Annotated in this window: 26 protein-coding genes; all 26 read left to right on the top strand. The window is 68.8% G+C overall.

The window, feature by feature from the left end; genetic code table 11:
• Position 1: 1 nt before the first annotated feature.
• Positions 2-325 (top strand): 50S ribosomal protein L24, encoded by a 324-nt coding sequence (gene rplX, locus ACLU3S_RS09140; RefSeq protein WP_196460383.1) that lies wholly within the window; start codon positions 2-4, stop codon positions 323-325.
• Complete coding sequence (gene rplE, locus ACLU3S_RS09135; RefSeq protein ID WP_019753095.1) at positions 325-882, top strand: 50S ribosomal protein L5; 558 nt, start codon at positions 325-327, stop codon at positions 880-882. The genes rplX and rplE overlap by 1 nt, the downstream gene beginning before the upstream one ends.
• A gap of 5 nt (positions 883-887) precedes the next feature.
• The gene (locus ACLU3S_RS09130; RefSeq protein WP_059127180.1) at positions 888-1,073 is read left to right on the top strand and encodes a type Z 30S ribosomal protein S14; all 186 of its coding nucleotides are present in this window, start codon (positions 888-890) and stop codon (positions 1,071-1,073) included.
• Positions 1,074-1,288: 215 nt separating this feature from the next.
• Positions 1,289-1,687: a 30S ribosomal protein S8 gene (gene rpsH / locus ACLU3S_RS09125; RefSeq protein WP_055706474.1), complete on the top strand. Its 399-nt coding sequence runs from the start codon at positions 1,289-1,291 to the stop codon at positions 1,685-1,687.
• Positions 1,688-1,711: 24 nt separating this feature from the next.
• Complete coding sequence (gene rplF, locus ACLU3S_RS09120; RefSeq protein ID WP_413951246.1) at positions 1,712-2,251, top strand: 50S ribosomal protein L6; 540 nt, start codon at positions 1,712-1,714, stop codon at positions 2,249-2,251.
• 3 nt (positions 2,252-2,254) lie between these two features.
• Entirely contained in the window at positions 2,255-2,638 is a 384-nt protein-coding gene (rplR, locus tag ACLU3S_RS09115; protein WP_413951245.1) for a 50S ribosomal protein L18, read from the top strand.
• Between the two features lie 39 nt (positions 2,639-2,677).
• Positions 2,678-3,283, top strand: a complete 606-nt coding sequence (gene rpsE, locus ACLU3S_RS09110; RefSeq protein WP_003992370.1) for a 30S ribosomal protein S5 — start codon at positions 2,678-2,680, stop codon at positions 3,281-3,283.
• 2 nt (positions 3,284-3,285) lie between these two features.
• A complete protein-coding gene (gene rpmD, locus ACLU3S_RS09105; protein WP_003998814.1) occupies positions 3,286-3,468 on the top strand; it encodes a 50S ribosomal protein L30 in 183 nt (60 codons plus the stop codon).
• A gap of 2 nt (positions 3,469-3,470) precedes the next feature.
• Positions 3,471-3,926, top strand: coding sequence for a 50S ribosomal protein L15 (gene rplO / locus ACLU3S_RS09100; protein WP_030745257.1), 456 nt, complete (start codon positions 3,471-3,473; stop codon positions 3,924-3,926).
• A gap of 190 nt (positions 3,927-4,116) precedes the next feature.
• The gene (gene secY / locus ACLU3S_RS09095; RefSeq protein ID WP_413951244.1) at positions 4,117-5,430 is read left to right on the top strand and encodes a preprotein translocase subunit SecY; all 1,314 of its coding nucleotides are present in this window, start codon (positions 4,117-4,119) and stop codon (positions 5,428-5,430) included.
• Entirely contained in the window at positions 5,430-6,092 is a 663-nt protein-coding gene (locus ACLU3S_RS09090; RefSeq protein ID WP_413951243.1) for an adenylate kinase, read from the top strand. Before secY ends, ACLU3S_RS09090 begins: the two co-directional genes overlap by 1 nt.
• Before the next feature lie 99 nt (positions 6,093-6,191).
• A complete protein-coding gene (gene map / locus ACLU3S_RS09085; RefSeq protein WP_413951242.1) occupies positions 6,192-7,028 on the top strand; it encodes a type I methionyl aminopeptidase in 837 nt (278 codons plus the stop codon).
• 152 nt (positions 7,029-7,180) lie between these two features.
• Entirely contained in the window at positions 7,181-7,402 is a 222-nt protein-coding gene (gene infA / locus ACLU3S_RS09080; RefSeq protein ID WP_003948620.1) for a translation initiation factor IF-1, read from the top strand.
• Between the two features lie 60 nt (positions 7,403-7,462).
• Positions 7,463-7,576, top strand: coding sequence for a 50S ribosomal protein L36 (gene rpmJ, locus ACLU3S_RS09075; protein ID WP_003974245.1), 114 nt, complete (start codon positions 7,463-7,465; stop codon positions 7,574-7,576).
• A gap of 193 nt (positions 7,577-7,769) precedes the next feature.
• Positions 7,770-8,150 carry a 30S ribosomal protein S13 gene (rpsM, locus tag ACLU3S_RS09070; RefSeq protein ID WP_030641206.1) on the top strand — a complete coding sequence of 127 codons (381 nt, stop codon included), beginning with the start codon at positions 7,770-7,772 and terminating at the stop codon, positions 8,148-8,150.
• Positions 8,151-8,214: 64 nt separating this feature from the next.
• Complete coding sequence (rpsK, locus tag ACLU3S_RS09065) at positions 8,215-8,619, top strand: 30S ribosomal protein S11 (protein WP_003956432.1); 405 nt, start codon at positions 8,215-8,217, stop codon at positions 8,617-8,619.
• A 144-nt stretch (positions 8,620-8,763) separates the two neighbouring features.
• Positions 8,764-9,786: a DNA-directed RNA polymerase subunit alpha gene (locus ACLU3S_RS09060; protein WP_003966937.1), complete on the top strand. Its 1,023-nt coding sequence runs from the start codon at positions 8,764-8,766 to the stop codon at positions 9,784-9,786.
• Positions 9,787-9,976: 190 nt separating this feature from the next.
• Complete coding sequence (gene rplQ, locus ACLU3S_RS09055; protein ID WP_201832306.1) at positions 9,977-10,471, top strand: 50S ribosomal protein L17; 495 nt, start codon at positions 9,977-9,979, stop codon at positions 10,469-10,471.
• Positions 10,472-10,563: 92 nt separating this feature from the next.
• A complete protein-coding gene (gene truA, locus ACLU3S_RS09050) occupies positions 10,564-11,418 on the top strand; it encodes a tRNA pseudouridine(38-40) synthase TruA (protein ID WP_413951241.1) in 855 nt (284 codons plus the stop codon).
• 258 nt (positions 11,419-11,676) lie between these two features.
• The gene (locus ACLU3S_RS09045; protein ID WP_413951240.1) at positions 11,677-13,305 is read left to right on the top strand and encodes a glycosyltransferase family 2 protein; all 1,629 of its coding nucleotides are present in this window, start codon (positions 11,677-11,679) and stop codon (positions 13,303-13,305) included.
• A complete protein-coding gene (locus ACLU3S_RS09040; RefSeq protein ID WP_413951239.1) occupies positions 13,302-14,306 on the top strand; it encodes a glycoside hydrolase family 26 protein in 1,005 nt (334 codons plus the stop codon). The genes ACLU3S_RS09045 and ACLU3S_RS09040 overlap by 4 nt, the downstream gene beginning before the upstream one ends.
• Complete coding sequence (locus tag ACLU3S_RS09035) at positions 14,303-16,018, top strand: hypothetical protein (protein ID WP_413951238.1); 1,716 nt, start codon at positions 14,303-14,305, stop codon at positions 16,016-16,018. The genes ACLU3S_RS09040 and ACLU3S_RS09035 overlap by 4 nt, the downstream gene beginning before the upstream one ends.
• Positions 16,015-17,550, top strand: coding sequence for a glycosyltransferase family 39 protein (locus tag ACLU3S_RS09030; protein WP_413951237.1), 1,536 nt, complete (start codon positions 16,015-16,017; stop codon positions 17,548-17,550). The genes ACLU3S_RS09035 and ACLU3S_RS09030 overlap by 4 nt, the downstream gene beginning before the upstream one ends.
• 31 nt (positions 17,551-17,581) lie before the next feature.
• Positions 17,582-18,919 (top strand): UDP-glucose dehydrogenase family protein, encoded by a 1,338-nt coding sequence (locus ACLU3S_RS09025; protein ID WP_413951236.1) that lies wholly within the window; start codon positions 17,582-17,584, stop codon positions 18,917-18,919.
• The gene (locus ACLU3S_RS09020; RefSeq protein WP_413951235.1) at positions 18,916-19,677 is read left to right on the top strand and encodes a polyprenol monophosphomannose synthase; all 762 of its coding nucleotides are present in this window, start codon (positions 18,916-18,918) and stop codon (positions 19,675-19,677) included. The genes ACLU3S_RS09025 and ACLU3S_RS09020 overlap by 4 nt, the downstream gene beginning before the upstream one ends.
• Before the next feature lie 7 nt (positions 19,678-19,684).
• Positions 19,685-20,217: GtrA family protein (locus tag ACLU3S_RS09015; protein WP_413951234.1), on the top strand; the 533-nt coding region annotated here is incomplete at its 3' end.

Below are 20,217 nucleotides of genomic sequence, written 5' to 3'. Positions count from 1 at the left end.
CATGAAGATCAAGAAGGGTGACCTGGTCCAGGTCATCACCGGCAAGGACAAGGGCAAGCAGGGCAAGGTCATTGCCGCTTACCCGCGCGAGGAGCGCGTCCTGGTCGAGGGTGTCAACCGGGTCAAGAAGCACACCAAGGCCGGTCCGACCGCTCGCGGTTCGCAGGCCGGCGGCATCGTGACCACCGAGGCGCCGATCCACGTCTCCAACGTCCAGCTGGTCGTGGAGAAGGACGGCAAGAAGGTCGTCACGCGTGTCGGCTACCGCTTCGACGAAGAGGGCAACAAGATCCGCGTTGCCAAGCGGACGGGTGAGGACATCTGATGGCTACCACCACCACTCCGCGTCTGAAGCAGAAGTACCGCGAGGAGATCGCGGGCAAGCTGCGTGACGAGTTCAAGTACGAGAACGTCATGCAGGTTCCCGGCCTCGTCAAGATCGTGGTCAACATGGGTGTCGGCGACGCCGCCCGTGACTCGAAGCTGATCGAGGGCGCTATCCGCGACCTGACCACCATCACCGGTCAGAAGCCGGCCGTCACCAAGGCCCGCAAGTCCATCGCGCAGTTCAAGCTGCGCGAGGGCCAGCCGATCGGTGCCCACGTCACGCTCCGTGGCGACCGCATGTGGGAGTTCCTGGACCGCACCCTGTCGCTCGCGCTGCCGCGCATCCGCGACTTCCGCGGCCTGTCCCCCAAGCAGTTCGACGGCCGTGGCAACTACACCTTCGGTCTCACGGAGCAGGTCATGTTCCACGAGATCGACCAGGACAAGATCGACCGCGTCCGGGGTATGGACATCACCGTGGTGACCACGGCGACCAACGACGCTGAGGGCCGTGCGCTCCTTCGTCACCTCGGCTTCCCCTTCAAGGAGGCGTGAGCGAGATGGCGAAGAAGGCTCTGATCGCTAAGGCTGCTCGCAAGCCCAAGTTCGGTGTGCGTAGCTACACGCGCTGCCAGCGCTGCGGCCGTCCGCACTCCGTGTACCGCAAGTTCGGCCTGTGCCGCGTGTGCCTTCGTGAGATGGCTCACCGTGGCGAGCTGCCGGGCGTGACCAAGAGCTCCTGGTAATCCCTGCTTTCAGGGATTCCTGGACCTCTCGGTAAGCAACTGGGTCGGCGGAGGCCCGCCCCCTCATGGCGTAGGCTAGGAGGGTTGGGCCTCTGCCGCCCTGGATCGACTTACTACGCCGTAGGTCCCCGCGCCGCACCCGTCCCGTCTTCGAAGTACGGGGAGAGGGATGGCGCATATAGGAAACCCCGGCGAGAAAGGCCACAGGCCAATTCATGACCATGACTGATCCGATCGCAGACATGCTGACGCGTCTGCGTAACGCGAACTCGGCATACCACGACTCGGTGTCGATGCCGCACTCCAAGATCAAGTCGCACATCGCGGAGATCCTCCAGCAGGAGGGCTTCATCACGGGCTGGCGCGTCGAGGACGCCGAGGTCGGCAAGAACCTCGTCCTCGAGCTGAAGTTCGGCCCGAACCGTGAGCGCTCCATCGCGGGCATCAAGCGGATCTCCAAGCCCGGTCTCCGGGTGTACGCGAAGTCCACCAACCTGCCCAAGGTGCTGGGCGGCCTCGGCGTGGCGATCATCTCCACGTCGCACGGGCTCCTCACCGACAAGCAGGCCGGCAAGAAGGGCGTGGGTGGGGAAGTCCTCGCCTACGTCTGGTAGCAGAAGGGAACGGAGGAAACAGCTATGTCGCGCATCGGCAAGCTCCCCATCGCGGTTCCCGCCGGCGTGGACGTCACCATCGACGGCCGTACGGTCTCGGTCAAGGGCCCCAAGGGCTCGCTGTCCCACACCGTCGCGGCTCCGATCGACATCGCTAAGGGCGAGGACGGCACCCTGCAGGTGACCCGCCCGAACGACGAGCGTCAGAGCAGGGCCCTGCACGGCCTCTCCCGCACGCTGGTGGCGAACATGATCACCGGCGTGACCCAGGGTTACGTGAAGAAGCTCGAGATCAGCGGTGTCGGTTACCGAGTGACCGCCAAGGGTTCCAACCTGGAGTTCGCTCTCGGTTACAGCCACCCGATCCTGGTCGAGGCCCCCGAGGGCATCACCTTCAAGGTGGAGAGCCCGACCCGTTTCTCGGTCGAGGGCATCGACAAGCAGAAGGTCGGCGAGGTTGCGGCCAACATCCGCAAGCTGCGCAAGCCCGACCCGTACAAGGCCAAGGGCGTCAAGTACGAGGGCGAAGTCATCCGCCGCAAGGTCGGAAAGGCGGGTAAGTAAGCCATGGCATACGGGCAGAAGATCCTCAAGGGCGACGCCTACAAGCGCGCCGCGATCAAGCGCCGTCATCTCCGGATCCGCAAGAAGGTGTCCGGTACGGCGGAGCGCCCCCGTCTGGTCGTGACCCGCTCCAACCGCCACATCGTGGCGCAGGTGATCGACGACCTCAAGGGCCACACCCTGGCTTCCGCGTCCACGCTGGACGCGTCGGTCCGTGGTGCCGAGGGCGACAAGTCGGCGCAGGCCAAGCAGGTCGGCGCCCTGGTCGCCGAGCGTGCCAAGGCCGCCGGTGTCGAGGCCGTCGTGTTCGACCGTGGTGGCAACCAGTACGCCGGGCGCATCGCCGCCCTGGCGGACGCCGCCCGCGAAGCCGGGCTCAAGTTCTGAGCCTGCCGTAGCTAGCGGAAAAAGAGAGAGGTAATTCCAATGGCTGGACCCCAGCGCCGCGGTGGCGGTGCCGGTGGCGGCGAGCGGCGGGACCGGAAGGGCCGTGACGGCGGCGCTGCTGCCGCCGAGAAGACCGCGTACGTTGAGCGCGTCGTCGCGATCAACCGCGTCGCCAAGGTTGTGAAGGGTGGTCGTCGCTTCAGCTTCACCGCGCTGGTCGTGGTGGGCGACGGTGACGGCACCGTGGGTGTCGGATACGGCAAGGCCAAGGAGGTGCCGGCCGCCATCGCCAAGGGCGTTGAGGAGGCCAAGAAGCACTTCTTCAAGGTCCCGCGGATCCAGGGCACCATTCCGCACCCCATCCAGGGTGAGAAGGCGGCCGGCGTCGTGCTGCTCAAGCCCGCGTCCCCGGGTACCGGCGTGATCGCCGGTGGTCCGGTGCGCGCCGTGCTCGAGTGCGCCGGTATCCACGACGTGCTGTCGAAGTCGCTCGGCTCCGACAACGCCATCAACATCGTGCACGCGACCGTGGCGGCCCTGAAGGGCCTGCAGCGTCCCGAGGAGATCGCGGCCCGCCGTGGTCTGCCGCTCGAGGACGTCGCCCCCGCGGCCCTGCTGCGTGCGCGTGCCGGGGCGGGTGCGTAATCATGGCTCAGCTCAAGATCACGCAGGTCAAGTCCTACATCGGCAGCAAGCAGAACCACCGTGACACCCTGCGGTCGCTTGGTCTCAAGGGGATCAACACCGTGGTCGTCAAGGAGGACCGCCCCGAGTTCCGCGGAATGGTGCACACCGTCCGCCACCTCGTGACGGTCGAGGAGGTCGACTGATCATGGCGGAGCAGAACCCGCTGAAGATCCACAACCTCCGTCCCGCCCCGGGCGCCAAGACCGCCAAGACCCGTGTGGGTCGTGGTGAGGCGTCGAAGGGTAAGACGGCCGGTCGTGGTACCAAGGGCACCAAGGCCCGCTACCAGGTTCCGGAGCGCTTCGAGGGCGGCCAGATGCCGCTGCACATGCGCCTCCCGAAGCTGAAGGGCTTCAAGAACCCGTTCAAGACCGAGTACCAGGTCGTAAACCTCGACAAGCTGGCCGCGCTCTACCCCGAGGGTGGCGAGGTCACGGTCGAGGGCCTGGTGGCCAAGGGCGCCGTTCGCAAGAACAGCCTGGTCAAGGTCCTCGGCCAGGGCGAGGTCTCCGTGGCGCTGCAGGTGACGGTCGACGCCGTCTCCGGCTCCGCCAAGGAGAAGATCACCGCCGCCGGCGGCACGGTCACCGAGCTCGTCTGAGTCCCTTTCGGACGTGTCGCGATGACATAAGCGATCCCGACCGGGGATACCTCACAATGGGGTATCCCCGGTTGGTCGTTCCAAGGGGGGCAGTGTCGCCGGTAAGGTGGCCTGCACTGTTCTTTTTCGTATTCGTCGAACCTCAGACCGTCACCCTTGACGCAGTTGCGCGGGGGTCGCAGGAGGCACCGTGCTCACCGCGTTCGCCCGGGCGTTCAGGACGCCCGACCTGCGCAAGAAGCTGCTCTTCACGCTGGGCATCATCGTGGTCTACCGGGTCGGTACCCACATCCCGATCCCCGGCGTCAACTACAAGGCCGTCCAGCAGTGTGTGACCGAGGCACAGGGCAACCAGGGCCTGTTCGGTCTCGTCAACATGTTCAGCGGTGGCGCGCTGCTGCAGATCACGGTCTTCGCGCTCGGCATCATGCCGTACATCACGGCCAGCATCATCCTTCAGCTGCTGACCGTGGTCATCCCGCGTCTGGAGGCCCTGAAGAAGGAGGGCCAGGCCGGCACCACGAAGATCACGCAGTACACCCGCTACCTGACCGTGGCCCTCGCCATCCTGCAGGGCACCGGCCTGGTGGCCACCGCCCGCAGCGGCGCGCTCTTCAACGGCTGCTCGGTCGCCGGGAGCATCGTCCCGGACCAGGCCATCTTCACCACGATCACCATGGTGGTCTGCATGACCGCCGGTACGGCCGTCGTCATGTGGCTCGGTGAGCTGATCACCGACCGCGGCATCGGCAACGGCATGTCGATCCTGATGTTCATCTCGATCGCCGCGACGTTCCCGTCCGCGCTGTGGGCCATCAAGAAGCAGGGCACCCTGGCCGGCGGCTGGATCGAGTTCGGCACGGTGATCCTGGTCGGCCTGGTCATGGTCGGCCTGGTCGTCTTCGTCGAGCAGGCGCAGCGCCGTGTCCCGGTGCAGTACGCGAAGCGGATGATCGGCCGTCGCTCCTATGGCGGTACGTCCACGTACATCCCGCTCAAGGTGAACCAGGCGGGTGTGATTCCCGTCATCTTCGCCTCGTCGCTGCTCTACATCCCGGCGCTCGTGGCGCAGTTCGCGGGCGGCGACTCGGGCTGGAAGCGGTGGGTCACCCAGAACCTGACCAAGGGCGACCACCCGATTTACATCGTTACGTACTTCTTGCTCATCGTGTTCTTCGCGTTCTTCTACGTGGCGATCTCCTTCAACCCCGAAGAAGTCGCCGACAACATGAAGAAGTATGGTGGCTTCATCCCGGGCATCCGGGCTGGCCGACCGACCGCTGAGTACCTCAGCTACGTGCTCAACCGGATCACCTGGCCGGGTTCGCTGTATCTGGGTCTGATCGCTCTCGTACCGACAATGGCGTTGGTGGGCTTCGGGGCAAGCCAGAACTTCCCGTTCGGCGGGACCAGCATCCTGATCATCGTGGGTGTCGGTCTCGAGACGGTGAAGCAGATCGAGAGCCAGCTCCAGCAGCGCAATTACGAAGGGTTCCTCCGCTGATGCGTATCGTCCTCGTCGGGCCGCCGGGCGCCGGTAAGGGAACGCAAGCCGTCCGCCTCGCCGAGAAGCTGGCCATTCCGCACATCTCCACGGGCGACCTGTTCCGGGCCAACATCAGCCGGCAGACGGAGCTGGGCAAGCTCGCGAAGTCCTACATGGACGCCGGCAACCTCGTCCCCGACGAGGTGACCATCGCGATGGCCAAGGACCGCATGGAGCAGCCGGACGCCGAGCAGGGCTTCCTGCTGGACGGCTTTCCGCGGAACGTGAAGCAGGCCGAGGCGCTGGACCAGCTGCTGGAGAGCGAGAACATCAAGCTGGACGCGGTCCTGGACCTGGAGGTCCCCGAGGACGAGGTCGTCAAGCGGATCGCCGGGCGGCGCATCTGCCGCAACGACTCCGCGCACGTCTTCCACGTGACGTACAGCCCGCCGAAGAAGGAAGGCGTCTGCGACGTCTGCGGCGGCGAGCTGTACCAGCGCGACGACGACTCCGAGGACACCGTCCGCACGCGGCTGGAGGTCTACCACACGCAGACCGAGCCGATCATCGACTACTACAAGGCGCAGGGCCTGGTCGTGACGATCTCCGCCCTGGGCCCGGTGGACGAGATCACGCAGCGGGCGCTGGAGGCCCTCAAGCGCGAGAAGGCCGAGAAGTAGATCCCGGTCCTTCCGGCCGCGGTGCCCCGGCGGGTACCGCGGCCGTACTGTTGTGTACGTAACCGAGCCCACGTGAGTGACGGAGAGCGCAGGCCCCCCATGGTGCAGATCAAGACGCCCGAGCAGATCGCCAAGATGCGTGCGGCGGGCCTGGTCGTCGCCGCCATCCACGCCGCCACCCGTGAGGCCGCGGTGCCGGGCGCCTCCACCAAGGACCTCGACGAGGTCGCCCGCAAGGTCCTCGCCGAGCACGGCGCCACGTCGAACTTCCTCGGCTACGGCGGCTTCCCGGCGACCATCTGCACCTCCGTGAACGACGTCGTCGTCCATGGCATCCCGTCGGACAAGGTCGTCCTCAAGGACGGCGACATCATCTCCATCGACTGCGGCGCGATCGTGGACGGCTGGCACGGCGACGCCGCGTACACCGCCTTCGTCGGCTCCGGCCACGCCCCGGAGCTGATCGAGCTGTCCCGGGTGACGGAAGAGTCCATGTGGGCCGGCATCGCGGCGATGAAGCAGGGCAACCGCCTGGTCGACGTCTCCCGGGCCATCGAGACCTACATCCGCCGCCAGCCCAAGCCCGGCGGCGGCCGTTACGGCATCATCGAGGACTACGGCGGCCACGGCATCGGCACCGAGATGCACATGGACCCGCACCTGCTGAACTACGTCGACCGCCGCCGCGGCAAGGGCCCCAAGCTGGTGCCCGGTTTCTGCCTGGCCATCGAGCCGATGGTCTCGCTCGGCACCCCGAGGACCGAGGTCCTCGAGGACGACTGGACGGTCATCACCACGGACGGCACGTGGTCCTCCCACTGGGAGCACTCCGTCGCCCTGACCGAACAGGGCCCGCTGGTCCTGACCGCGCCCGACGGCGGCCGGGCGAAGCTCGCGGAGTACGGCGTCAAGGCTGCTCCCGACCCGCTCGCTTAGGGATCACCCCGTTGGGGCAGACTTCCTCGATTCGCCTTTCCGGGTGCGCCGACGTAGACTGACTCGTCGGCTCTCGTGCACCCGCATGTCCGCATGCGCCCGCAAGGGGAAGCGGGGGAGTCGATCAAGGTAGTCGATTCGAAGGGCGAAGCGTGGCCAAGAAGCAAGGTGCCATCGAGATCGAGGGCACTGTCGTCGAGTCTCTGCCGAACGCCATGTTCAAGGTCGAGCTCCAGAACGGCCACCAGGTCCTGGCACACATCAGCGGCAAGATGCGCATGCACTACATCCGCATCCTCCCTGACGACCGGGTCGTGGTGGAGTTGTCTCCGTACGACCTGACGCGTGGCCGGATCGTCTACCGCTACAAGTAGATCTTGCCCGCGCCCCGGGGTTGCCCGGAGCGATGGCACTGACCCGGAGAACCTCACCCCATGAAGGTCAAGCCGAGCGTCAAGAAGATCTGCGACAAGTGCAGGGTGATCCGCCGCCACGGCCGGGTCATGGTCATCTGCGACAACCCGCGCCACAAGCAGCGCCAGGGCTGACGCACGACCTGAACCCTCTGCACCGCTATCGCAGAGATTCGCGCGACGCGAGCTGAATATGTTCATACGCAGGACCCGAGTCCGTCAGGGCTCGACACCCCCGGTTCGGAGGCCGGGGACCCGGTTCGTACCTCGTACGGCGGCCGGGAGCCGGTTCTGCGTCAGACCTCCGAAGATCACCAGGAGCCATTGAATGGCACGCGTTTCCGGTGTCGACATCCCGCGCGACAAGCGCGTGGAGATCGCCCTCACCTACGTGTTCGGCATCGGCCGGACGCTCTCGAAGGAGACGCTGGCTGCGACCGGCGTCGACCCGAACACCCGTGTTCGTGACCTGACCGAAGAGCAGCTGGTCGCGATCCGTGAGTACGTCGACAACAACATCAAGACCGAGGGTGACCTCCGTCGCGAGATCCAGGCCGACATCCGCCGCAAGGTCGAGATCGGCACCTACCAGGGTCTCCGTCACCGTCGCGGTCTGCCCGTCCGCGGTCAGCGCACCAGCACCAACGCCCGTACCCGCAAGGGCCCGCGTCGCGCCATCGCCGGCAAGAAGAAGCCGGGCAAGAAGTAGTCCGCAGCGGACACCTGTCCACGGTCTTCGCTGTAGGACCGACCACCTCCCTAGGAGTTTGTAGATGCCCCCCAAGGGTCGTCAGGGCGCTGCCAAGAAGGTGCGCCGCAAGGAAAAGAAGAACGTCGCTCACGGCCACGCGCACATCAAGAGCACGTTCAACAACACGATCGTCTCCATCACGGACCCGTCCGGCAACGTGATCTCCTGGGCCTCCGCCGGCCACGTCGGCTTCAAGGGCTCCCGGAAGTCCACGCCGTTCGCCGCGCAGATGGCCGCCGAGTCGGCCGCCCGCCGCGCCCAGGAGCACGGCATGCGCAAGGTCGACGTGTTCGTCAAGGGCCCGGGCTCCGGTCGTGAGACCGCGATCCGCTCCCTGCAGGCCACGGGCCTCGAGGTCGGCTCCATCCAGGACGTCACCCCGACCCCGCACAACGGCTGCCGCCCGCCGAAGCGCCGCCGCGTCTGAGGTCCGGCTGCCTCGAGGATTCGGGCGGTACGGCTCCGTAAGGGGCGTACCGCCCGTACCCTTGCAGTACCCCGTGTTTTTCGGGCACGGGTTCCGTCGGGCGTCATATAGCGGGCGCCCACGACTGAAGGATCTGATCCACACATGCTGATCGCTCAGCGACCCTCGTTGACCGAAGAGGTCGTCGACGAGTTCCGCTCCCGGTTCGTGATCGAGCCGCTGGAGCCGGGCTTCGGCTACACCCTCGGCAACTCGCTCCGCCGCACCCTCCTGTCGTCGATCCCCGGCGCTGCTGTCACCAGCATCCGCATCGACGGCGTCCTGCACGAGTTCACCACCGTGCCGGGCGTCAAGGAGGACGTCACCGACCTGATCCTCAACATCAAGCAGCTGGTCGTCTCCTCGGAGCACGACGAGCCGGTCGTGATGTACCTGCGCAAGCAGGGCCCGGGTCTGGTCACCGCCGCCGACATCGCGCCCCCGGCCGGTGTCGAGGTGCACAACCCCGACCTGGTCCTCGCCACGCTCAACGGCAAGGGCAAGCTGGAGATGGAGCTGACCGTCGAGCGCGGTCGCGGCTATGTCTCCGCCGTGCAGAACAAGCAGGTGGGCCAGGAGATCGGCCGTATCCCGGTCGACTCCATCTACTCGCCGGTGCTCAAGGTCACGTACAAGGTCGAGGCCACGCGTGTCGAGCAGCGCACCGACTTCGACAAGCTGATCGTCGACGTCGAGACCAAGCAGGCGATGCGTCCCCGTGACGCCATGGCCTCCGCCGGCAAGACCCTGGTCGAGCTGTTCGGTCTCGCCCGCGAGCTGAACATCGACGCCGAGGGCATCGACATGGGCCCGTCCCCGACGGACGCCGCCCTGGCCGCCGACCTGGCGCTGCCGATCGAGGAGCTGGAGCTCACGGTCCGCTCCTACAACTGCCTCAAGCGCGAGGGCATCCACTCCGTGGGTGAGCTCGTCGCCCGCTCCGAGGCGGACCTCCTGGACATCCGCAACTTCGGTGCGAAGTCCATCGACGAGGTCAAGGCGAAGCTGGCCGGCATGGGCCTGGCCCTGAAGGACAGCCCGCCCGGATTCGACCCGACCGCCGCCGCCGACGCCTTCGGTGCCGACGACGACGCGGACGCCGGGTTCGTCGAGACCGAGCAGTACTGAGCGCTCCGCGAGGAGGGCCGTACCGCGGCTGCGGGCCGGCTGTGGCCGGTCCCGCAGTTCCCCGCGCCCCTTGGGGGCGCGGACGCTCCGGGTGCCTGCAAGGGCACCCGGATCTTCGACGGGCAACCGCCCGCTCGGATACTGACCCCGGTACCTGACACGGCCGGGGCAGACACACAGGAGAAGAACCATGCCGAAGCCCACCAAGGGTGCCCGTCTGGGCGGCAGCGCCGCGCACGAGAAGCTGCTCCTCGCGAACCTCGCGAAGTCGCTGTTCGAGCACGGCCGTATCACCACCACCGAGGCGAAGGCCCGCCGCCTGCGCCCGTACGCCGAGCGTCTGATCACCAAGGCGAAGAAGGGCGACCTTCACAACCGCCGCCAGGTGCTCCAGGTCATCACGGACAAGAGCATCGTCCACACGCTCTTCACCGAGATCGGCCCGCGGTACGAGAACCGTCCGGGTGGCTACACCCGCATCACCAAGATCGGTAACCGCCGGGGCGACAACGCGCCCATGGCCGTCATCGAGCTGGTCGAGGCGCTGACGGTGCAGCAGAAGGCCGTGGGTGAGGCCGAGGCCGCCACCAAGCGCGCGGTCAAGGAGGCCGACGAGGCCAAGGCTGCCGAGACCACCGAGGCTCCGGCCGAGGAGGCCGCCGCCGAGGAGTCGAAGGACGCCTGAGGCTCTGCCTGACGCAGGAAGCGGGTTCGCCCTTCGGGGCGGGCCCGCTTCCGCGTTTTCTCCACACGGCACCGCCCTGAGAGGATTTCCAGGTGAGCGATGAAGTACAGCCCGGCCACGTCCGTGTCCGCCTCGACATCTCCTACGACGGCACCGACTTCCACGGCTGGGCCAAGCAGGCTGGCGGCAGGCGGACCGTGCAGGGCGAGATCGAGGACGCCCTGCGCACGGTGACGCGGTCCCGGGAGACGTACGAGCTGACGGTGGCCGGGCGCACGGACGCGGGGGTCCACGCGCGCGGACAGGTGGCGCACGTGGACCTGCCCGAGGGGGTCTGGCGCGAGCACAACCAGAAGCTGCTCAAGCGGCTCGCCGGCCGGTTGCCGAAGGACGTGCGGGTATGGGCGCTTCGGCCGGCGCCGCGCGGATTCAACGCCCGGTTCTCCGCCGTCTGGCGCCGGTACGCCTACCGGGTCACCGACAACCCCGGCGGCGTAGACCCCATCCTCCGCAACCACGTCCTGTGGCACGACTGGCCGCTCGACGTGGACGCCATGAACGAGGCTGCCCGAGCGCTGCTGGGCGAGCACGACTTCGCCGCGTACTGCAAGCGCCGGGAGGGCGCCACCACCATCCGCACGCTGCAGGAACTGAGCCTGGTCCGGGGCGACGACGGCATCATCACGGCCACGGTCCGGGCCGACGCCTTCTGCCACAACATGGTGCGCTCGCTGATCGGTGCGCTGCTGTTCGTCGGGGACGGGCACCGGGGGCCGGAGTGGCCCGGAAAGGTACTGACCGCGGGCGTGCGGGACTCCGCCGTCCATGTCGTGCGGCCGCACGGGCTGACCCTGGAGGAGGTCGGCTACCCCGCCGACGAGTTGCTGGCGGCCCGGAACAGGGAAGCGCGCAACAGGCGGACGCTGCCCGGCGCGGGCTGCTGCTGAACGCCCGCGGCGCCCGGCTCCTTGGGCGCGGAACCGTGCATTCTGCCCGTGAGGTGCAGATGCGAAACGTGCAATCTACCTGCGCCGTGCAGGTAGATGTGCCCCTTTAACGGACATAGCGGACTTAGATTTCCACAAGTCCCTTACCATTTTCACATTTCTCGTATAGTGTCGCGTCGCTCGGTCATTGGTTCGACAGGGGGGCCGGGCGCAGGGTGGGGGTCAGCGGGCCATTGTCGGCCCGGGGGTGGATTTTTCATGACATCAGTTGGTGCTGCCCGCACCGGGGGGCGCAGGGCTGCCCCGCGCCAGGGCGCAGGACGGCGGAGAGCCGGCCGGGGCGACGGTGCCCCGCTGGGGCTGCTGCCGGTGCCGCCGACGGATCGGGAGAAGTACTCCTACAGCCGTCGCAACCTGTGGATTCTGACGCTTGCGTCGATCGTCAGCTTCGGTTGCCTGACGGCAAGTCAGGTCGCACTCGCGAAGGCCAGTCCGCTGACGTGGATCTTCGCTCCACCGCTCTTCTTCACCGTCGTCTACTACTTGATCTCCCTGCGGGTGAATGGTTTCACCAGGGACTTCGACCTCGCCTACCACAAGCGGCTGGTGAACGGCTGGCGGCCCGAGGTGTACCCGACGGTCGACGTGTTCCTGCCGGTGTGCGGTGAACCCATCGAGGTGCTGCACAACACCTGGCGGCGCGTACGGGAGATGGCCGACCACTATCCCGGCGTCTGCGTTCCGTTCGTGCTCGACGACGGTGCCAGCCCCGAGCTGGAGGCGATGGCCCGCGACTTCGGGTTCCGCTACGGCACCCGGGAGAACCGCGGCTGGTTCAAGAAGGCCGGCAACCTGCACTTCGGCTTCGGACAGTCGGACGGCGCCTACGTCCTGATCCTGGACGCCGACTTCACCCCGCGCGCCGACCTGCTCGAGGAGCTGCTGCCGTACATGGAGGCCGATCCGCGCATCGGCATCGTGCAGTCGCCGCAGTACTTCCGCGTCCTGGACTCGCAGAACTGGATCGAGCGCGGCGCGGGAGCGGTGCAGGAGCTGTTCTACCGATCGGTGCAGGTGTCGCGTCAGAACAGCGACGGCGCCATCTGCGTGGGCTCGTGCGCCGTCTACCGGCGGGCGGCCCTGGAGACCAACGGCGGGACGACGCTGATCGAGCACTCCGAGGACGTGCACACCGGATTCGACCTGCGCGGACTCGGCTGGGACCTGAAGTACGTGCCGATCGCGCTGTCCACCGGCGTGTGCCCGGACACGGCCGGCGCCTTCTTCAACCAGCAGTACCGCTGGTGCTCGGGCTCGATGTCGCTGCTCGGCAGCGGGAAGTTCTGGGACGCGCCGATCCGGTTCTCCAGCCGGCTGTGCTACATGTCCGGCTTCTTCTACTACATCCACACGGCGCTGTTCACCTTCGTCGCGCCGCTCGTGCCCATCGTCCTGCTGCTCACCAGCCCCGAGATGCTCCAGGTCAAGAACCTGGTCTGGGTGCTGCCCAGCATCGCCTACACGACGCTCGTCTTCCCGATGTGGCACAAGGCGCCCTACCGGCTGGAGGCCTGGTCGGCCCGGCTGATGTACGGCTGGGCGCACGTCTTCGCCATCTGGGACATCCTGCGCAAGCAGCGCATGGGCTGGCAGCCGACCGGTTCCAAGGGCGCGAAGAAGAACAAGACGCGCCGGTTCTGGCTGGGCCTGTGGATCTGGAGCGGCGGCACCGCCGTGGTGTGGGTCGGCGCCGCCGTGTACCGGCTCTTCACCGGGTATCCGCCGGACTTCGCCCTCGTCCTGTCCTCGGGGCTGTTCTACGCGCTGGTGGTCACCCGTGCGCTGATCCAGCCCAAGGAGCACCACACAGCAGGTGACGCCGCATGATCCGCAAGACCCTGCTGCCGCTGTGCGCGGCGCTGGTGTTCCTGGGGGGCGTCTCCGGCTGCGGCCTGCTCGGCGGCGACGACCCCGCGGCCAGGGCCGCTCGCCATCCCGCGGGCTCCTCGTCCCGGAAGGCCGAGGCGGCGGTGCCGTACGACGTGGCGCCCCTGCTGGACCCGAAGAAGGAGTTCTTCGGGGTCGCGGTGGACGGAGCGCCCAGCTCCATGAAGCCCGTGGACGCCTTCGCCAGAACCGTCGGCAAGAAGCCGAACCTGGTCGGCTCGTACTCCTCGTGGGGCGACGGGTTCAACGCCGAGGGGGCCAGGAACGTCTTCGACTACGGCGGGTTGCTGTACGTGTCGTGGGAGCCGTTCAAGCCCGGCCTCGACAAGATCGCGGACGGGTCCCAGGACGCCTACATCAGGAAGTTCGCGAAGAGCGTCCACGAGACGAACGTGCCCGTCGCGATCAGCTTCGGCCACGAGATGAACGGCAACTGGTACCCGTGGGGGACCAAGGGCACCACGCCGGAGACCTTCGTGAAGGCGTGGCGGCACATCCACGACGTCTTCCAGGACGTGGGCGCCACCAACGTCATCTGGGTGTGGAGCCCCAATGTGATCAACCCGGTGCCGTCGGTGGAGCTGGAGCCGTACTGGCCCGGTGACGCCTATGTCGACTGGGTCGGGGTCGTCGGCTACTGGTCGAGGACCGGCGCCCACACGTTCGCCACCCTGTACGGGCCGACGCGGCGCCAGGTGGCGCGGTTCACCCACAAGCCGGTGCTGATCAGCGAGACCTCGTCGGAGCCCGGTGAGCGGCGGCGCGCGGACGTGCGCGCGCTGCTGACAGGGGTCGAGAAGGACGGCGACGTCATCGGCTTCCTGTGGTTCAACATCCCCAAGCGGGCCGACTGGCGCATCCAGAGCAGCCCCCTCGCCCTGGCCGAGTTCAAGCGCCTGATCGCGGGCGACGCCTTCGGATTCGAGGTGCCGCGGTCATGAGCCATCAGCAGGGCGGCGGCCGGCCGGGCGCGGGACGGCAGGACTGGCAGCAGCACCAACCGCCGTACGCCGATCAGCAGCAGCCGTACGAACCGCAGACGCGGGCGCAGCCGTACGGGCAGCATCAGCAGGCATACGCCGGGCAGCCGCAGCCGCAGCCGCAGCCGCAGCCGTATGCCGGGCAGCCATACGCCGGACAGCCCCAGCCCCGGCCCCAGCCGTATCCCGGGCAGCCGCAGCAGCACGGCCGGCAGGAGTACCCGCTCTACGGCGGTGATCCCGACGCCGAGTACTACGTGCCGTACTACACCGTCGTCGAGCCCGAGCCCGTGGCGGAGCCCGAGCCGGGCTATGTGCTGCCGGAGGTACCGGTGTCGGCCTGGTCGGTCGACAACGGCCGCTCGGCGTGGATCAGCCGGGGCGTGCTCGTACTGATCCTGCTGGTGCAGGCGGGGCTGTCCTACCGGCTCGGCGGGAGCGCCTTCGCGCCGGAGGCGAAGTTCCTCATGGCCGACGGCAGGCTGTCCGGACCGGTGGCCGGCCTCGGCCTGGCCGGCGCCCGGACCCTGAGCCTGGCCTGGGCCCTCGGGGCGACGGCCCTGCTGTTCGGCGCGACCCGGCTGCTGTTCAACGCCCGGGCGGCTCTCGCCGCCGCCGCCATGTACTCGGTGCTGGAGCCGACCGTCTTCACGGGCCGGTACGCCTCCTGGCACTCGCTGTCGCTGTTCCTGCTCGCGGCGGCCCTGTGGCTGCTGGCCAGGACCCGGCAGTCCAGCCCGGCGGCCGTGCTGGTGGCGGCGCCCTTCGCGGCGCTGGCGCCCTTCGCCGCGTACTCGGCGGCGCTGTACCTGCCCACGCTGGCCGTGCTCGCGGTGCTGACCGCCTACCGGTTCCGCGCAGCGGGCGCCCTGCTGCGGGGCGCGCTGTTCGCCGTGGCGACCGGGGCCCTGTGCTTCGTGGGCGTCCGGCTCGTCGGCACGCCGAGCGGCTGGAACGCCCATGGCACCGACAGCGCGTTCGACCTGCTGAGGAAGAGCGCCGAGTGGGGCGGGGTCGTCGTGGTGGTCGCCCTGATCGGTGCCGTGGGGTACGTCCGCCGGGCCCGCATGGGCGAGATGCCGTGGGCCGAGGGATCCGCGCCCGGTGCGATCCGGCGGTCCGCGCTGGGCCTGACGATGTGCGCCACCGCGCTGCTCGCCCCGCTCTACCAGGCCTGGCTGGGCAACGGCAGCTCGTTGCACATCCACGTGGGCTTCGGACTGCTCTTCGCAGTGCCGATGGCGGGACTGGGCATCTCGCGGATGATGGGCGCCCACTTCCGGTACCCGCAGATCGGCATCATGATCTACGTCGCCGCGCTGGTCATCGGCATGGCGCAGACCCGGGAGCTGTACGAGCCGCCGGACTCCGCCGGCCTGGTCGGCGCGCTGAGCAAGGTGGTCGACGACAAGGGCAGCTACCTGACCGACGAGCCCGAGATCTCCGCGTACTACCTGCGCGCGCGGACGAGCCCCGGCCAGTGGCACCGGGCGGAGCGGGGCCAAGCCCTCGCCGCCGAGGTGAAGAAGGGGTCCTACGACGCGATCGTGCTGCGGACCGCCTCGGTGCCCGAGGCGCTGCGCGGCTCCGGGAAGTACCGGCTGCTGGGCGTGGTGCGGGCCTCCGGCAAGGACGGCGGACGGGCCCCGTACCGGATCTGGGTGAAGCGATGACGGCGTACTCCCCCTCGGTCGACGAGTCCCAGGGCTCCGCGCAGCACACACGGGCCGGCCGCCGCAGGGCCGCGTCCGGCCCCGGCAGGGGTTCGGCTCCGGTCGTCTTCGCGCTGCCCGCGCTGGTCGCGCTCGCGTGTGTGCTGCCCGGGCTGGGCCGCCGTCAGCTCTGGCGCGACGAGCACGCCACCTGGTGGGCGTCCACGCTGTCGTGGCACTACCTCGGGCGGCTGATCGACAACATCGACGTCGTCTTCACGCCGTACTACGCCTCCATGCACCTGTGGATCATGGGCGCCGGCGACTCGCCTGCGATGCTGCGGCTCCCGGAGGCGCTGGCCATGGCCGCTTCGGCGGGTCTCGTCGCTCTCATCGGGCGGCGGATGTTCGCGCTGCGCACGGGTCTGCTGGCGGGACTGCTGTTCGCGGTGGTGCCGGCGATCACCCGGTACGGGCAGGAGGCACGGCCGTACGCGTTCGCGACGATGTTCGCGCTGCTGGCCACGCTGCTCCTGCTGCGGGCCCTGGACAGGCCGGGCCTGGGCGCCTGGACCGGGTACGGGCTCGCCCTCGCGGCGACTGGTTTCAGCCACCTGGTGGCCATGTCCGTCCTCGCCGCGCACCTGTTGCTGGTGGTGCAGGCCAAGCGGCGCGGTGACCGCATCGCGGGCTACGCCTTCGCGGGAGCGGCGCTGCTGGGCCTGTCCATCACCTTTCCGATGGTGGCGCAGGGCACGGGCCAGAGCGGGCAGATCGCCTGGAACGTCACCACGACCAGCGATCTGACGCAGCTTCCGTCGACCCTCTTCGGCTCGTGGACCACGGGCGGCGCGGTCATGGGCCTCGGGCTGCTCGGCCTGCTCGCGGCGCGGCGGTACGCGTTCGTGCTCGCCGCCTGGGCGGTGCTGCCCCCCGTGCTCACCTTCCTGACGGCCAACCAGCTCCATCTGTTCCTGCCGCGCTATCTCCTGTTCACGATTCCGGCGTGGACGCTCCTGGTGGCCGCCGCCGTCACCCGGCTCGCCGGGCGGCTCGATCCTCAGGCCCGCCGGGGTGCCGGCGTCAAGGTGCTCAGCGGTGTGCTGGTGGCCGTCGTCGCGGCCGGATACGCCTTCGTGGCGTGGCCGGCGATCGGCGACGCCAAGCGGGACCTGGCCACGGAGCCGGACTACCGGGGGGCCGCGAACGTGATCGCGGCCGGGGAGCGGCCCGGCGACGGGATGATCTTCAACGGCGTGATGTCCGAGCGCCGTGCCATGGCCTACGAGCTGCGGGACCGCAAGGCCCCGAAGGACGTGCTCATGGAGTGGACCCCGCAGCAGAACGGGTCGTACGGCGCCTCCGAGTGCAAGCATCCTGCCCGCTGCCTCAAGGGCGCCGACCGGCTCTGGCTGGTCTCCACCGTCAGCGACGGACGCCCGCTGCTCACCGGCAAGGACGAGAAGGCGGCCGCCGTGATCGAGAAGGACTTCAAGGCCGTGCGCACGGTGAAGCTGAACCACGTCGTGGTGCAGCTGCTCGAGCGCAGGTAACGGCTGACACGAGTAAGAAGGAGGCCGCGAGGTGCGGCTCACCGTCATCGGCACCGGCTACCTCGGTGCCACCCACGCCGCCTGCATGGCGGAGCTCGGGCACGAGGTGCTCGGGGTCGATGTCGATCCGGACAAGGTCGCCGCGCTGCGGTCCGGGCGGGTGCCGTTCCACGAGCCGGGGCTGCCCGAGCTGATCGCACGGCACACCGCGAGCGGGCGGCTGCGGTTCACCACGTCGTACGAGGAGGCCGGCGCCTTCGGGGAGGTGTACTTCGTGTGCGTGGGCACCCCGCAGCGAGCGGGCTCCGACGGCGCGGACCTGACGTACGTCGACGCGGCCTTCGCGGCGGTCGCGGCGCACGCTGCCGAGGACGCGCTGCTGGTGGGCAAGTCGACCGTGCCGGTGGGGACGGCGCGGCGGCTGGCGGACGCGCACGGCATCGAGGTCGCCTGGAACCCGGAGTTCCTCCGGGAGGGCTTCGCCGTCGAGGACACGCTGCGGCCGGACCGGCTGGTGTTCGGCGTGGCCTCCGCACGGGCCGAATCGATTCTGCGCGAGGTCTACGCGCCTGTCCTGGCCGCCGGGACACCGCTCGTCACCGCGGACTTCCCGACCGCCGAGCTGGTCAAGACGGCCGCCAACGCCTTCCTCGCCACCAAGATCTCCTTCATCAACGCGATGGCCGAGGTGTGCGAGGCCGCCGGCGGCGACGTCGGGGTCCTCGCCGAGGCCCTCGGGCACGACGACCGGATCGGTGGGAGGTTCCTGCGGGCCGGGGTCGGTTTCGGCGGGGGCTGCCTGCCCAAGGACATCCGCGCCTTCGCGCACCGCGCCGACGAACTGGGGGTGCGGCTGACGTTCCTGCGCGAGGTCGACGCGATCAACATGCGGCGCCGCGACCGGGTGGTCGAGCTGGCCCGCGAGCTGTGCGGGGGCACCGTACTGGGCGCTCGGATCGCCGTGCTGGGCGCGGCGTTCAAGCCGGACTCGGACGACATCCGCGACTCGCCCGCCCTGAACGTGGCCGCGCGCCTGAAGCTCGACGGCGCCGACGTCACGGTCTACGACCCCGAGGCGATGGACAACGCCCGCAAGACGTTCCCGCTGCTCGGGTACGCGATGTCGGCCGAGGAGGCGTTGCTCGGGGCCGATCTGGTGCTGCATCTGACCGAGTGGCGGCAGTTCCGGGAGATCGACCCGGCACGGGCCCGGTCGCTGGTTTCCCGTCCGCGGATCGTGGACGGGCGGGGGGTGCTCGACGCGAGGGGGTGGACCGCGGCGGGCTGGCAGTTCCGGGCGCTGGGCAGGCCCGCGCCCGTCGCGGACGGGGCCCGCCAGGGCCTCCAGGGGAGGGACGGAACGACATGAGGGGCCACGACATGTACGCCGGCGTACCGGTCACCGTGGTGATGCCGACGTACAACGAGGCGGCGAACCTGCCGCGGATGGCCGAGGCGGTGCTCGGACTGCCGGTCGACGGGCTGCACCTGAAGATCGTCGACGACTCCAGCCCGGACGGCACCGGGCGGATCGCCGAGGAACTGGCCGAGAAGTACAACGGGGACGGCCGGTGGCGGATGAGCGTGCTGCACCGGACCGAGAAGGACGGGCTGGGACGGGCCTATGTGGCGGGCATGAGCGCCGCGCTCGCCGAGGGCGCCGGCTATGTCCTGCAGATGGACGCCGACGGCAGCCACCCGGTGGAGGCGGTGCCGCGGATGCTGGGCACGGCCCTGGCCTCCGGGGTCGGCCTGGTGATCGGCAGCCGGTACGTCGAGGGCGGTGCGCTGGACGAGGAGTGGGGCAGGCACCGGGTGCTGCTGTCCCGCTTCGCCAACCGCTACGCCCGCGCCGTGCTCGGCACCAAGATCCGGGACATCACCGCCGGCTTCAACCTGTGGTCCGCGCAGGCCCTTCGGGACGTCGACCTGGCCACCCTGGACAGCGCCGGCTACAGCTTCCAGGTGGAGCTGAAGTACAAGGCCGTCCGTGCCGGTCACAGCGCCGTCGAGATCCCGATCCGGTTCGAGGAGCGCACGGAGGGCGTCTCCAAGATGAACCTCGCGACGCAGATCGAGTCGGCGCTGGTGCCGCTGCGGCTGCGGTTGCGCAGCCGGCGGAGCTGAGTGCGCGATGGGCGGACGGCACGCGGTTCCCTCGCGGTCGGGGAGACTGTTCCGCGAGATCGCGAAGTTCGGCGTGGTGGGGCTCTCGGGATTCGTCGTCAACTTCGCGGTCTTCAACGCCATCAGGACCGTCGTCCACTGGCAGACCGTCAGGGCGAGTGTCGTGGCGACGGCCGTCGCGGTCCTGGGCAACTACCTCGGCCTGCGGTACTTCGCGTACCGGGACCCCGGCCGGGACGAGGGGACGGGCCGGCGCAGGGAGCTGGGCCTCTTCCTCTTCTTCAGCGCGATCGGCCTGGTCATCGAGAACTCGGTCCTCTACCTGACCACGTACGGGTTCGGCTGGGACGGCGCGCTGGCCGGCAACGTCTCCAAGTTCTTCGGCATCGGCATCGCGACCCTGTTCCGCTTCTGGTCGTACCGGACGTGGGTCTTCACGGCGCCCGGCGGCCGGCCGGAGCCCACCCCGGTGGTCTCGCGCGGTGGCGCACCCGCCTTCCCCACCCCGCCGGCCGGGCCCCCCGAGACCGTCTTGAACGT

It is taken from the genome of Streptomyces sp. AF1A (assembly GCF_047340315.1).
Lineage (GTDB): Bacteria > Actinomycetota > Actinomycetes > Streptomycetales > Streptomycetaceae > Streptomyces.
The sequence above is the reverse complement of the archived record's forward strand: the minus strand, read 5'-3'. Positions and strand labels throughout refer to the sequence as shown.

Bases quoted from the DNA above. Each gene is read 5' to 3' on its own strand.
- ACLU3S_RS09040 (WP_413951239.1), top strand. From the start codon at position 13,302: ATGATCCGCAAGACCCTGCTGCCGCTGTGCGCGGCGCTGGTGTTCCTG.
- rpsE (WP_003992370.1), top strand. From the start codon at position 2,678: ATGGCTGGACCCCAGCGCCGCGGTGGCGGTGCCGGTGGCGGCGAGCGG.
- ACLU3S_RS09060 (WP_003966937.1), top strand. From the start codon at position 8,764: ATGCTGATCGCTCAGCGACCCTCGTTGACCGAAGAGGTCGTCGACGAG.
- rpsK (WP_003956432.1), top strand. From the start codon at position 8,215: ATGCCCCCCAAGGGTCGTCAGGGCGCTGCCAAGAAGGTGCGCCGCAAG.
- rplF (WP_413951246.1), top strand. From the start codon at position 1,712: ATGTCGCGCATCGGCAAGCTCCCCATCGCGGTTCCCGCCGGCGTGGAC.
- rpmJ (WP_003974245.1), top strand. From the start codon at position 7,463: ATGAAGGTCAAGCCGAGCGTCAAGAAGATCTGCGACAAGTGCAGGGTG.
- rplR (WP_413951245.1), top strand. From the start codon at position 2,255: ATGGCATACGGGCAGAAGATCCTCAAGGGCGACGCCTACAAGCGCGCC.
- rplX (WP_196460383.1), top strand. From the start codon at position 2: ATGAAGATCAAGAAGGGTGACCTGGTCCAGGTCATCACCGGCAAGGAC.
- rplO (WP_030745257.1), top strand. From the start codon at position 3,471: ATGGCGGAGCAGAACCCGCTGAAGATCCACAACCTCCGTCCCGCCCCG.
- ACLU3S_RS09090 (WP_413951243.1), top strand. From the start codon at position 5,430: ATGCGTATCGTCCTCGTCGGGCCGCCGGGCGCCGGTAAGGGAACGCAA.
- ACLU3S_RS09130 (WP_059127180.1), top strand. From the start codon at position 888: ATGGCGAAGAAGGCTCTGATCGCTAAGGCTGCTCGCAAGCCCAAGTTC.
- rpsH (WP_055706474.1), top strand. From the start codon at position 1,289: ATGACCATGACTGATCCGATCGCAGACATGCTGACGCGTCTGCGTAAC.
- rplQ (WP_201832306.1), top strand. From the start codon at position 9,977: ATGCCGAAGCCCACCAAGGGTGCCCGTCTGGGCGGCAGCGCCGCGCAC.
- ACLU3S_RS09035 (WP_413951238.1), top strand. From the start codon at position 14,303: ATGAGCCATCAGCAGGGCGGCGGCCGGCCGGGCGCGGGACGGCAGGAC.
- rpmD (WP_003998814.1), top strand. From the start codon at position 3,286: ATGGCTCAGCTCAAGATCACGCAGGTCAAGTCCTACATCGGCAGCAAG.
- ACLU3S_RS09045 (WP_413951240.1), top strand. From the start codon at position 11,677: ATGACATCAGTTGGTGCTGCCCGCACCGGGGGGCGCAGGGCTGCCCCG.
- rplE (WP_019753095.1), top strand. From the start codon at position 325: ATGGCTACCACCACCACTCCGCGTCTGAAGCAGAAGTACCGCGAGGAG.
- ACLU3S_RS09030 (WP_413951237.1), top strand. From the start codon at position 16,015: ATGACGGCGTACTCCCCCTCGGTCGACGAGTCCCAGGGCTCCGCGCAG.
- map (WP_413951242.1), top strand. From the start codon at position 6,192: ATGGTGCAGATCAAGACGCCCGAGCAGATCGCCAAGATGCGTGCGGCG.
- rpsM (WP_030641206.1), top strand. From the start codon at position 7,770: ATGGCACGCGTTTCCGGTGTCGACATCCCGCGCGACAAGCGCGTGGAG.
- ACLU3S_RS09020 (WP_413951235.1), top strand. From the start codon at position 18,916: ATGAGGGGCCACGACATGTACGCCGGCGTACCGGTCACCGTGGTGATG.